Below are 12,473 nucleotides of genomic sequence, written 5' to 3'. Positions count from 1 at the left end.
TGAGGTCAGATCGGCAGCTCATGCGCCCTGGCGACGATACCATCGCCGAAGCGCTCGACAAAGAGCGCGCCTTCCACCGTGCGCCTGATCAGCACGTTGCGCTTGTCGAGCTCGTCGCGGTGGCGCGAGACCAGCTTCAACGCGCCCATCGTGTCGAGCGCGCGGGTGATGACCGGCTTGGTGACGTTGAGCTTGGCCGCCAGCCCGCGCACCGTATGGGGCGGCGGATCGAGATAGATGGTGAACAGGATCGCGGTCTGGCGCATGGTGAGGTCCGGCGCGCCGTCGCGCACCTGCGCCAGCATCACCTGCTGCCACAGTCGCAAGGCCTGGCTCGGGCGCATCGAGATCGACATCGCCCAAGCATGCCGGCAAATTGTTTCGGTTCCGTTTCAGTGGCGGGCGGGCAGCCAATCTCTTTGTTTTGACGCAATTCCAGACGGAAAACCGCTACGCACTTTTCCTGGAATTGCTCAGGCAAATCGCCGCGTAATTATGCTCTCCAGCGCGCGAATGCCCTGCGCCTCACCGCCAGTCAGGCCGTAAGGGCGATCAGAAGGATTCCAGGCAAAGATGTCGAAATGCGCCCAGCTGTGGGTCTTCTCGACGAAGCGCTTGAGGAAGAGTGCTGCGGTGATCGATCCGGCAAAACCGTCGGTGGTGGTGTTGTTGATGTCGGCGATCTTGGAGGAAAGCTTCGCATCGTAGGGACGCCACAGCGGCATGCGCCACAGCGGATCCTCGACCGCCTGGGACGCAGCGGCCAGATCGGCGGCGAGCGTCTCGTCGGCGGTGTAGAAAGGCGGCAGGTCCGGTCCCAGCGCGACGCGCGCGGCGCCGGTCAGCGTCGCCATGTCGATCAGCAAAGCGGGCTGCTCTTCATCGGCCAGCGCCAGCGCGTCGGCCAGGATCAGCCTGCCTTCGGCATCCGTATTGCCGATCTCGACGGTGATGCCCTTGCGGCTCCTCAGCACGTCGCCGGGCCGGAAGGCATTGCCGGCGATCGAATTCTCGACGGCGGGGATGAGCACGCGCAGCCGGACATTCATCTTCGCCGCCATGATCATCGAAGCGAGGCCCAGCACGTTGGCGGCGCCGCCCATGTCCTTCTTCATCAGAAGCATGCCCGAGGACGGCTTGATGTCGAGGCCACCGGTGTCGAAGCAGACACCCTTGCCGACCAGCGTCACCTTCGGCGCGTCGCCTGGCCCCCAAATCATGTCGATCAGCCGCGGCGCGCCGGTGGAAGCGCGGCCGACGGCGTGGATCATCGGGAAATTCCGCACCAGAAGATCGTCACCATGGATCACGGAGATTTCGGCGCCATGGGCGGCCGCCAGTTGCCGGGCGGCTTCCTCCAACTCGACCGGCCCCAGGTCGCTGGTCGGCGTGTTGACGAGGTCGCGCGCCAGGAACACGCTGTCGGCGATGCGGCCGAGATGCGCGGCGTCGGCGCCTTCCGGAAGCGCAAAACGCAAGGCCTTGCCAGGCTTCTTGCCGTAGCGGGTGAAGACATAGCCGCCGAGGACAAGCGCGAGCGCGGCCAGATCGGGCTGGCGCAAATCCGACGCAAAATGCCAGTCGCCTTCCGGCAGCGCCCTTGCGAGCGCGCCGAGGGCTAAAGCGCTTTCGCCGTCGCCCGTGCCGAACAATGCGCCGGCAAGGCCACCGCCCTCGCCCGGCAACACCAGCGTGCGCCCCGCCTCGCCGGAAAACCCGTTGGCTCTTGCCCAGGCGATGGCTGGCGGCGGCAAGGCCGTGGCTTCAAGGGCATCCTTGGCGACCAGATAGACGGGCAAGGCGGCTTCCGGCTTTTGTTCGACGAGTTCGACAGGCATGCGATGATCTCCGGCCGAACGACGAGTCGGCGCTTCTTAACGGTCCGTTAGGGTTAACAGAATATTTCTGCGGGAGGGAAGACGGCTAGGCAATGGCCGCACAGGAATGGAGACTAGGCGCAGATGCCTACCACAGCCTCGAACGTTACAGCCAAGCGTCTGATCACCACCGCGTTCATGGCGGTACTGGCGGCCAGCGTCGCGGGCTGCGGCAGCACCAGCAAATTCACCACCGGCTCCATCTCGCGTTCCGACAGCAAGCCGCTGGAAACGATGTCGGCAGACGACTTGCACACCGCAACGTCCAGGCTCGGCCAATCCTATGCCCGCAACCCGAACGACAAGCGCCTGGCGATCAATTTCGCGGCGGCGCTGCAGATGGACGGCGATGCCGACCAGTCGCTGGCGGTTATACGCAAGCTGGCGATCGCCTATCCCAAGGATCGCGACGTGCTTGCCGCCTATGGCAAGGCGCTTGCCGCCAACGGCCAGTTCGAGCCGGCGCTCGACGCCGTGCGCCGCGCGCAGACGCCCGAATATCCCGACTGGAAGCTGGTGTCGGCGGAAGCCGCGATTCTCGACCAGATGGGACAGAAGGACGAGGCGCGGCAGGACTACCGCAAGGCGCTGGAGCTCAAGCCGAACGAGCCTTCGGTGCTGTCCAATCTCGGCATGTCCTATGTGCTCGAAGGCGACCTGCGCACGGCCGAAACCTATATGCGCTCGGCCGCGCAACAGCCCGGCGCCGACAGCCGGGTGCGGCAGAACCTGGCGTTGGTGGTGGGCCTGCAGGGCCGCTTCGACGAGGCCGAGAAGATCGCCTCGCAGGAACTGTCGCCCGAGCAGGCGCAGGCCAACGTCGCCTATCTGCGCCAGATGCTTGCCCAGCAGAACGCCTGGAACCAGCTGAAGGATCAGGACAAGAACAAAGACAAGGCGAAAGTCGCCACGAACTGACCGTGGTGGCGCTGGCGACGGCGCCCACCGCTGCCGAAAATCAAAAAGCCGCGCGAACCCCGCGCGGCTTTTTGATTAGGCGAACCGACGGCTTACTGGCTCGAGGAACTATGCTGGTCGCCGAAGATGCCGCGCTGGCTGACCTGGATGCCGGCAGGGCCCAGAATGATCGCGAACAGAACCGGCAGGAAAAACAGGATCATCGGCACGGTGAGCTTCGGCGGAAGTGCCGCCGCCTTCTTCTCGGCCGCATTCATGCGCATGTCACGGCTTTCCGAGGCGAGCACGCGCAGCGCGTGCGCCACCGGCGTGCCGTAGCGTTCGGCCTGGACCAGGGCCTGGGAAACCGACTTCACCGATTCCAGGCCGGTGCGGCTTGCCAGGTTTTCATAGGCGACCTTGCGATCCTGCAGATAGGACAGCTCGGCGTTGGTGAGCACGAATTCTTCGGCAAGCGGCACCGACTGCGCGCCGATTTCATCGGCGACCCTGCGCAAGGCCGCTTCCACCGACATGCCGGATTCCACGCAGATCAGCATCAGGTCGAGCGCGTCCGGCCACGCCAGCTGGATCGACTGCTTGCGCTTGGTCGCCCGGTTGTTGACGTAGAGGATCGGCGCGTAGAAGCCGCCATAGGCGACGACGACGCAGACGAACAGCTTGATGAAGGCCGGCTGCTGCGGCAGACCGCCGAGCACGAACAGGTAGATGGCCGCCAGTGCAAAGCCGACGAATGGCAGCACGAGGCGGAAGAACAGGAAGCGCGTCAGCGGGTTCTGGCCGCGAAAACCCGCGACCTTGAGCTTCTGGATCGTGCTTTCGTCGGCAAGCGCGCGCCTCAGGTCCAGCCGGTCGACAATGTTGCGCATGCCGATCGACTGTTCCTCGCGCAGCCCCTTGCGGCGGCGGTCGGCCTCGTTGGCCAGCCGCGCACGCTGCTCGGCGCGCAGTTTGTCGCGTTCGAGCGCGACGCTCTTCATGCGCGACTTGAGCGACGTGCCGCCGAGCGCCGGCATGAGCGTGAAGACGGTCGCGAACACGGCGATGGCAACCAGCATCGCGATCAGGAAGGAAGGGTCGGTGAGTGTCTTGATGACCTGTTCTGTCACTGGATCCGCGCCCCTACACTTCGAAGTTCATCATCTTGCGCATCACCAGGATGCCGATCGACATCCAGACGCCCGAACAGCCCAGGATCAGGTGGCCGACGCTGGTGGTGAACAGCGGCATGATGTAATTCGGGCTCGACAGATAGACGAGGAAGGCGACGACGAAAGGCAAGGCGCCGATGATGATGGCGGATGCCTTGGCTTCCATCGACAGCGCCTGGACCTTGGCCTTCATCTTCTTGCGGTCGCGTAGGACGCGCGAAAGATTGCCCAGCGCCTCGGACAGGTTGCCGCCAGCCTGCGACTGGATCTGGATGACGATGCCGAAGAAGCCCGCCTCGGTGCAAGGCATGGTCTCGGACATGCGCATGGCCGCGTCGGGCACAGACAGGCCCATCTGCTGGGAATCGACGATGCGGCGGAACTCGGACCGGACCGGCTCGGGCGACTCGTTGGCGATCAGGCGGATCGCGTCATTGAGCGGCAGGCCGGACTTGACCGCGCGCACAATGATGTCGAGCGCGTTCGGAAATTCTTCCAGGAAGGCCTTGACGCGGCGTGAGCGGCGAAACGAGACGAACCAGCGCGGCAGGCCGAGGCCACCGGCCAGCAAGGCGCCGGGCAGAGCCCACAACGGCGCGCCTATGAAAAAGAGAAGGGCCGTGAGCACGAGGCCGCAAACAGCGGAATACATATAGAAGCGTTCGATCGAAACCTTCATGCCGGCCTGGCGGATCTGGACCTTCAGCGGCGGTTTCTTGACGTTGAGATCGTTGGCCTTCTGCTTCTCGTCGAGCTGCTTGAGCGAGTCCTGCACACTCTTGCGCCGCTTGACCGCTTCCGCGGCGCGGTCGCGCGTGGCTTTCACCACGGATCGGTCGGTTTCGGCGGTCTTGATGGTCTGAAGCCGCTTGCCGGCCTGCTTCTCGTTGTCGATGCGTGTGAACAGGAAAGCATAGGCCACCGCGCCGGCACTGAAGCCGGCGAGCACGACAAACGCCAGTACGGTGGTGTCAATTCCGAACATCGACCGAAGCCCCTAGGGCAATACGCCGTTCGCAAGAAACGGCGAACCGCCCTATCTCTTTGTATTGACGCAATTCCGGACGGAAAACCGCCTCACACTTTTCCTGGATTTGCTTCCAACCTCCATATGCATCAATCAGCTCGCTTCTCCATGGCCTCGAGCGCATTGGCGAGGCGCTGCTCCTCGCCATAGTAGCGAGCACGGTCCCAGAAATGCGGGCGGCCGATGCCTGTCGACACATGCTCGCCGACCAGCCGGCCGGCCGAGTCCTCGCCCTTGATGTTATAGAGGACAAGATCCTGGGTGATGATGACGTCGCCTTCCATGCCCACCACCTCGGTGATGTGGGTGATGCGGCGCGAGCCGTCGCGCAGGCGGGCGGCCTGGATGATCACGTCGATCGAGCCGACGACGATCTCACGCACCGTGCGCTGCGGCAGCGAATAGCCGCCCATCGCGATCATCGATTCGATACGGTTGAGGCATTCGCGCGGGCTGTTGGAGTGGATCGTTCCCATGGAACCGTCGTGACCGGTGTTCATCGCCTGCAGAAGGTCGAACACTTCCGGTCCGCGCACTTCGCCGACGATGATCCGCTCGGGGCGCATGCGCAGGCAGTTCTTGACCAGGTCGCGCATGGTCACCTCGCCCTCGCCCTCAAGATTGGGCGGCCGGGTTTCGAGACGGACCACGTGCGGTTGCTGCAGCTGCAGCTCGGCCGAATCCTCGCAGGTGATGACGCGTTCCTCGCGGTCGATGTAGTTGGTCAGGCAGTTGAGCAGCGTCGTCTTGCCGGAGCCGGTGCCGCCCGAAATGACGACGTTGCAGCGGACGCGACCGATGATCTTGAGGATCTCGGCGCCCTGCGGCGAGATGGCGCCGAACTTGACCAGTTGGTCGAGCGTCAGCTTGTCCTTCTTGAATTTGCGGATGGTGAGCGCGGTGCCGTCGATCGACAGCGGCGGCGCGATGACGTTGACGCGCGAGCCGTCGGGAAGGCGCGCGTCGCAGATCGGGCTCGATTCATCGACGCGGCGGCCGACCTGGCTGACGATACGCTGACAGATGTTGAGCAGCTGCTGGTTGTCACGGAAACGGACGCCGGTCTGTTCGACCCTGCCGTTGACTTCGATGTAGACGTTCTTGGAGCCGTTGACCATGATGTCGGCGATGTCGTCGCGGGCAAGCAAGGGCTCCAGCGGTCCATAGCCCAGAACGTCATTGCAGATGTCCTCGAGCAATTCCTCCTGCTCGGAGATCGACATCGCGAAGTTCTTGATCGCGATGATGTCGTTGACGATGTCGCGGATTTCCTCGCGCGCGGTTTCGGGATCGAGCTTGGCGAGTTGCGACAGGTCGATCGTATCGATGAGCGCGGAAAAAACCTGGCTCTTGGTGTCGTAGTAGGTCTCCGAGCGCTCACGCTGGACCCGTCTCGGCGGCTCGGGCGCCATCGGCGGCGCCTCGACCGGACGGCGGGTCGGTGGGGCGGCTGGCGCGCTGGATGCGGGCGCTGCCGGCCGCTCGGCCGTCATCGTTCCGGTTGGAGCGGGAGCGGCGGGAGCAGCTGGCGGACGGAATTCGGGCGTCGCCCGGTTGCCGTCGTCTTTGCCTCGTTTACCAAACATGATCGACTACCCGATGCCGCTCAATCAGCGTCACTTCTTGTTGCGCGAGAGCTTGCCGAGGATCGAGCCCAGGCCTGCCTTCTTCTTTGCCTTGATTTCGCTGCGTCCGGTCAGCACATGCGCGATTTCATTGATGGTGGCGACGACCGGGTTCTTGGCGTCCATTTCGCTCAGCATGCGGCCGTTGTTGGCGGCATTGCCGAACAGCAGCGGTTCGAAGTTGATCACCGCCATCGGCGTGATGCCAAGCGGTTCGGCGAAATCGGCAGCCGCGATCTCCGGCCGCTTCGGCACCCCCGCCTGGTTGATGATCAGCTTCGGCGGCGGATCGTTCGGACGCAGCCGCTTCAGCATGTCGACCATGTTCTTGGTGTTGCGAAGATTTGCCAGTTCGGGCGTGGCGGTGATGACGATCTCGTCGGCTTTGATCAGCGTGCTCTTCGTCCACCCGCTCCAGACATGCGGCATATCGAGCACAAGCAGAGGCGCGCTGCGCTGCGCCGTCTCGATGATCTGCGAGAAGGCCTCGGCGTCGAAATCATAGACGCGCTCGAGCGTGGAAGGGGCAGCGAGCAGCGACAGATGTTCGGCGCATTGCGCGAGCAGGCGATCGAGATAGACCTCGTCGACCCGCTCGGGCGAAAACACGGCCTCGGCGATGCCTTGCGCCGGGTCCTGGTCGAAATTGATGTTGGCCGTGCCGAAAGCGAGATCGAGATCGGCGATGACGACTTCCGATTTGAACAGCGACGACATCGCCCAGGCGACATTGTGGGCGATGGTAGAGGAGCCGACGCCGCCCTTGGCGCCGATGAAGGCGATCGAGCGGCCGATCGGCTCCGATTCCGGATCGACGAAGATCGACGACACGACGCTGACGATGTCGGTCATCGAGACCGGCGCGATGACGTATTCGGAAATTCCTGAACGGATCAGCTCGCGGTACAGCCCGACATCATTGTAGTGGCCGATGACCACGACCTTGGAGGACGGATCGCAATATTCCGCCAGCTGGCCGAGTTGTTCGAGCAGCTGCTGCGGTTCGCTGCGCGATTCCAGCAGGATCAGGTTCGGTGTCGGCGCGGACTGGTAGAACTCGATCGCCGTCGGGACGCCGCCCATATGGACCTTGAGATGGGCCTTGGCCATGCGGCGATCCTCGCCGGCGCGCTCCACGGGGTTGGCGACACCCTCGGTCTCGCAGAAGGCCTGGATCGAAATGCGCGGCACCGGACGCAGCGCCTGCATGGCGGCGATGTCCTGCTGCGAAAGGTCGCCGGTCTCCGCGGGCGTGTCGTAGGCAAGATTGCTCATCGTCATGCTCTTTCCGTGACTGCTCTCTTCGTCGTCCGGCGCGGCTCAGTAAGTCACTTCCGAGTTGCCGAGGAACTCGTTCGAAATGCCGCGCGCGCGATAAAGGTCGATCACCGCGCCGCGGTTTTCGGCATCGATGTCGGTCTGCTTGCGCGGCCCCAGCAAGTCGTTGGGATTGGCCACCTGGGCCGCGAGATTGTTCTGATAGGAGCAGCCGAAATCGGCATAGTGCTTGTTCTCGGACGTCTCCAGCATGTCCTCGGGCCAACGGCCGCATTTGTCGGTCTGGGCCCGCACCGCGACGAAGGCGACACGCACCGGCGCCGAGGCCTCCGGCACATCCGACTGATAGGATGTCATGACGATACGGTTGCGCTTGATGCCGGCGGCCACGGCGAGCCGAGCGAAGTCGCGACCCGCCACCAGCGCCGCCACCTCATTGGCCGAGCCGCGCGGGATTGCGATGGTCAGCGACGGAGCGGCACCTTTGTCGTAGCCGTCGAGGAATCCAAGCAGCGTGTCGCGCTGCGCGCCCGTCATGCCGCGATCGCCGGCGCCGACCGGCAGGTCGATCTTCTGGTTCTTCTCGGCGATGACGATCGGATGGGTCGTGCGGTAATCGTCCGGTATCGCCCCGACCGTAACGCTGTCACGATGCCAGTTGGCGCAGCCGGCAAGCGATGCTGCAAGCATAACCGCCAGTGCCGGCACCACCTGCCGACGGATCCTCGTGATACCGGATGCTGTCCGGACCGTCATGACCTTCGATGCTGACTTGGACATATCCGCATTCCCACTCATTTGTAGATGAAGCCGACGACGCCGTGATAGCGGCCCGGCGGCCTGTCGGTCTGCATGGTGCCGTAGACGCGGTTGACGCGGCCGAGGAACATGCCGGCGCCGTCGCTCGCCGCATTGAAGTTGTCATCCGGCTTGGCCAGGTCGTTGCGCGCCACCGGCCGGGTCAGATAGGGCGTGATGATGATGACGAGCTCGCTTTCGTTGCGCACGAAATCGCGGCTGCGGAACAGCGTGCCGAGTACAGGGATCTTGCCCAGGCCCGGAAATTGGCTGATAGCCTGCCGAACATCGTCGCGGACAAGACCCGCAATCATCATCGAGCCGCCGGAGGGAAGCTCGACGGTGGTGTCGGCGAGACGCTTGCGAATAGACAGCATGCTCGCGGCGGGAACGTCCTTTTGGCCCGTCGAAAATGCGGCGGAACCTTCGGTCGTCGGCTCGGAGACCGCGGTCCGGACCTTCAGGCTTATGCGGCCGGCGGACAGCACGACCGGTTGAAATTCCAATCCGATGCCGTACTCGACCTTGTCGAGCTGGTAAGTCAGCTTCGAAGGGATGCCTTTGGTGATGTCCGGATCGGTAATGTTTTGGCTGGAGACAATATTATATTCGCCGCCAACCTTGAACGTTGCCTTCTCGCCTGAAACCGCCGTCAGAGTCGGCTCGGCGAGCGTCTTCATCACACCCGACTGTTCCAAGGCGTTGACATAGGCCTGAAGCGAGGACGAGCTGATATTGAATCCCGAATTGCTGAGGGGCTTGCCGAGCCCCACGGGGTTGTCGCCCGTCGCCTTCCAGCTGATGCCGTTGCTCTCGCCGCTACCGAACATGTTGACGCCGAGCTGCTTCATTACGGAGCGGCTGACTTCGGCGACCGTCACCTTGAGCGTCACCTGATCGTCGCCGATGATCTGCAACAGGTTGACGATCTTCGAGACCCGGCGTTCCTGGTCGGGGTTGTTGATGTCGACGCCGCCATTGACCGAGCCGCCGGCCGCGGTCTGCGAATATTGACCCGTCGTCGCTTCACCGCCGGACACGAAGATGGTTGCCAGGTCGACGGCACGCTTGGCATCGAGGGGTGTGTCGACCATGCCCGTCAGGACGACGTTGTCGTTCAGCAGCTCGACCTTGATCTGCGAGGACGGGATGAAGCGCTTCAGATAATCCTCCAGCCCGGCGACGTCGCGCTCGACGGCCAGGTCGAGGCTGACGATCTGCTCGCCATTGGGGCCGAACACAAAGATATTGGTCTCGCCGACCGCCTTGCCGAACAGATAGATGCGCCGCGCCGTGCGGGTCACGGCATCGGCGACCGCAGGGTTCGCGACAAGGATGTCATAGGCGTCGCTCGGCAGATCGATGACGACGGATTTGTTGAGGCCGAGCTTGACGCGCTGCGTGGCCACGGAAGCCGATACGCCGGCGCTTGCGGCCTTGGCTTCGATCAGTCCCGGAGCATTGGTGCCGAGCAAGAACAGGCCGATCGCGCCGGCCGCCAGGAAGGGGAGCAGTTTACCGTTCAGCCTCATTTCCTTGCTCCCACCTCGGAAACCTCACCCGACTTGATCAGCCGAACCGTTCCGCGCCGGCCGCTGCCGTTGACCAGATAGTCGGCTTCGTCCGTACTCTTTTCATGGATGTCGGTGATCGGACGCAGCGCCAGCGTCAGCCGGTCCGCCATCTGCTGCGCCACCGTGATGATCTCGGCCTGCTGTGGCGTCAGCTCCAGCGTCGCGGTCTGGCCGACCCTGGTCTTCTTGCCTTCCTCGTCTTCCTGGATGGTCTGGTCGATGGCCAGCACACGGATGTTCTTGAGGATCGTCGAGGTGTTGAAGCCGCTGCCGCCATTGCCGGTGTCGGCGCGGCGGGTCATGATGACGTCGACGAAGTCGTTGGGCAGGATGAAGCCGCCGGCGGACGTATCGGCCGATATCGCGGTCGCCACGGCCCGCATCCCGGAAGGCAGGATCGACGACATGAAGCTCTGCCCCTCGCCGACCAGCTTGGAGCGCCGCAGCGGCTCGCCCGTATACATGGCGACGCGCGCGACAGAGCCCTTGAGCTTCTCGACCGCGTCCGGTTCGGCGGCGCGGGTGATGAAATTGGCATTGACGCCGTCGGCCGGCCATTCTTCCCAACTGATGTTGGTGCCGAGCTGGCTGCCCATCGCCACGTCGCCGGAAAGCACCAGCACGTCCTGCAATGCGATCGCCGGCTGCTTGGGCGCATCGACAATGACCTGGGGCGGCGGCGCAACGACCATGTTCTTCGCGACATAGCCCGCGCCACCCGCCGCGACCGCAGCCACGCTGAGAATAATCAATCGGGATGCTGGCATTCGTCCGAAACCCTTCGCCTCGTGGCAAACCACCTCGCCAGGCCGGACTTTGCAGCTGCAATCGTCAAAACAAGGTTAATGCAATGCTTACGATCGTGATTAATTTAAGGTTTACTCAAATTAGATGGAACGCCCCGGCCGTTAACAAAAAAGGCGGCCCAAGCCGCCTTCAATCGCCGACATCGATGTCGTCAGCGTTTTTGTTTTGACGCAATTCCGGACGGAAAACCGCTCAAACTTTTCCTGGAATTGCTCTATGTCGTGAGCCTCTGCAGCGCCCAGACCATCAGCGGCGAATCCGGGAAGGTGATCAGTCCGCCGGCGCCAAGCGCGACGGCATATGGGACACCCACGCTCTCGTCGGCGAAATTGCGCAGAAACCGGCTGTGGCCGGTATACATGGCCAGCGGCGATTTCCGGTAGGCAAGGATGGCGATTGTCAACAGGCCGCCGATGAAAGCCGACGTCACCAGATAGCCGATCAGGTTGATGTTGAGGCCCATCCATAGAGCGGTCGCGGCCAGCAGTTTGGCGTCGCCGCCGCCCATGCCGCCGAGCGCGAAAAGGCCGAACGTCACCGCAAGCACGAGGGCGCCCGCGGCGAAGTGCCAGCCATAGGTTGCCCAGTCCATGCCGGTGAGCGGCGCTACAAGCGCGAACGTCGCCACCAGGAGCACGGGAACGCGGTTGGCGATGGTCATCGACAAGGTGTCCGAGACCGCAGCAAACAGCATGCAGAAGGGAAAGACGACGAAGATCACGGCTTCAAGCATGGGTGCGGCGTGCCCGTGGCAGGTTTTCCAGCGGCATCCTAGGCGCGCCGGATTAACGATCGATGAGGCGGGACGATCAAAATCGGCCGACCGCATGAAAAAGGGCCGCCAGCTGGCGGCCCTTTTTTCTTACTGTCGAAAGGCGCGATGACGCAGCCTATTACGGAGCCGTGGCGCCGTTGAGGGTGGCGGCGATGTTGGCGAACTTGGCGTTCAGCGCGCCGCCGAGCTGGGTAGCGCCGACCATGATGGCGAGCGCGATGAGAGCGGCGATCAGACCGTATTCGATAGCGGTCGCGCCGGATTCGTCCTTCACAAAACGTGCAATGAGATTAGACATTCGAGAGCTCCTACTCCACGTGTTACAGCACTTCCGTCAACTTCTCTTTGCGGGTTGATCGGATGCTGCAAATCTAGGGAGAAGCCCTTTCAATCGGCTTAATAAACAGCCTTACCGATTCCTTTCCCGGGGTGAACGCGTTGCGTGGTTAACCGCCGCCTAAGCATTGCCGGCCAGCCTGCGACCCCAGCAAAACAGCGCAAACCGGCGGCTCCCGCAATATTGCTAAAACTGCGGGTACCATCGATGCATGACGCATGGGGCAAGCCGATCCTTCATCATCGGCAGACCCTGTTTAACCGTTGGTTCACCAATCTCGTTCATGTTCCGTTGAAGAATCTGCCC

12 protein-coding genes are annotated in these 12,473 nt (G+C 63.2%); 1 reads left to right on the top strand and 11 read right to left on the bottom strand.

All coding sequences use genetic code 11. The annotated features are described in order from the left end of the window. Positions 1-5: 5 nt before the first annotated feature. Positions 6-356, bottom strand: a complete 351-nt coding sequence (locus KVT37_RS17410; protein WP_140782196.1) for a MarR family winged helix-turn-helix transcriptional regulator — start codon at positions 354-356, stop codon at positions 6-8. A 117-nt stretch (positions 357-473) separates the two neighbouring features. Further along, on the bottom strand, positions 474-1,838 hold the full coding sequence (locus tag KVT37_RS17405) for a M17 family metallopeptidase (RefSeq protein WP_217575223.1): 1,365 nt from the start codon (positions 1,836-1,838) through the stop codon (positions 474-476). 123 nt (positions 1,839-1,961) lie between these two features. Between KVT37_RS17405 and KVT37_RS17400 the strand changes: the two genes are divergently transcribed. Beyond that, a complete protein-coding gene (locus KVT37_RS17400; RefSeq protein ID WP_217575221.1) occupies positions 1,962-2,795 on the top strand; it encodes a tetratricopeptide repeat protein in 834 nt (277 codons plus the stop codon). A 92-nt stretch (positions 2,796-2,887) separates the two neighbouring features. Here the strand turns inward: KVT37_RS17400 and KVT37_RS17395 are convergent, their stop codons facing one another. The 9 genes from KVT37_RS17395 to KVT37_RS17355 form a co-directional block, all read right to left on the bottom strand. After that, positions 2,888-3,904 carry a type II secretion system F family protein gene (locus tag KVT37_RS17395; protein WP_217575219.1) on the bottom strand — a complete coding sequence of 339 codons (1,017 nt, stop codon included), beginning with the start codon at positions 3,902-3,904 and terminating at the stop codon, positions 2,888-2,890. A gap of 13 nt (positions 3,905-3,917) precedes the next feature. After that, positions 3,918-4,931 (bottom strand): type II secretion system F family protein, encoded by a 1,014-nt coding sequence (locus tag KVT37_RS17390; RefSeq protein ID WP_217575217.1) that lies wholly within the window; start codon positions 4,929-4,931, stop codon positions 3,918-3,920. A 131-nt stretch (positions 4,932-5,062) separates the two neighbouring features. After that, the gene (locus KVT37_RS17385; RefSeq protein WP_217575215.1) at positions 5,063-6,559 is read right to left on the bottom strand and encodes a CpaF family protein; all 1,497 of its coding nucleotides are present in this window, start codon (positions 6,557-6,559) and stop codon (positions 5,063-5,065) included. 30 nt (positions 6,560-6,589) lie between these two features. Next, on the bottom strand, positions 6,590-7,879 hold the full coding sequence (locus tag KVT37_RS17380; RefSeq protein ID WP_254634084.1) for a CpaE family protein: 1,290 nt from the start codon (positions 7,877-7,879) through the stop codon (positions 6,590-6,592). A 39-nt stretch (positions 7,880-7,918) separates the two neighbouring features. Next, a complete protein-coding gene (locus KVT37_RS17375) occupies positions 7,919-8,656 on the bottom strand; it encodes a CpaD family pilus assembly protein (protein WP_217575213.1) in 738 nt (245 codons plus the stop codon). Positions 8,657-8,670: 14 nt separating this feature from the next. Further along, positions 8,671-10,206 (bottom strand): type II and III secretion system protein family protein, encoded by a 1,536-nt coding sequence (locus tag KVT37_RS17370; RefSeq protein WP_217575211.1) that lies wholly within the window; start codon positions 10,204-10,206, stop codon positions 8,671-8,673. Continuing rightward, positions 10,203-11,015, bottom strand: coding sequence for a Flp pilus assembly protein CpaB (gene cpaB / locus KVT37_RS17365; protein WP_217575209.1), 813 nt, complete (start codon positions 11,013-11,015; stop codon positions 10,203-10,205). The genes KVT37_RS17370 and cpaB overlap by 4 nt, the downstream gene beginning before the upstream one ends. A 254-nt stretch (positions 11,016-11,269) precedes the next feature. Then, positions 11,270-11,788, bottom strand: a complete 519-nt coding sequence (locus KVT37_RS17360) for a prepilin peptidase (RefSeq protein ID WP_217575207.1) — start codon at positions 11,786-11,788, stop codon at positions 11,270-11,272. Positions 11,789-11,948: 160 nt separating this feature from the next. After that, entirely contained in the window at positions 11,949-12,128 is a 180-nt protein-coding gene (locus tag KVT37_RS17355) for a Flp family type IVb pilin (protein WP_095765933.1), read from the bottom strand. Positions 12,129-12,473: the final 345 nt, after the last annotated feature.

Origin of the sequence: Mesorhizobium sp. GbtcB19 (assembly GCF_019091085.1) — a bacterium.
Lineage (GTDB): Bacteria > Pseudomonadota > Alphaproteobacteria > Rhizobiales > Rhizobiaceae > Mesorhizobium.
The sequence above is the reverse complement of the archived record's forward strand: the minus strand, read 5'-3'. Positions and strand labels throughout refer to the sequence as shown.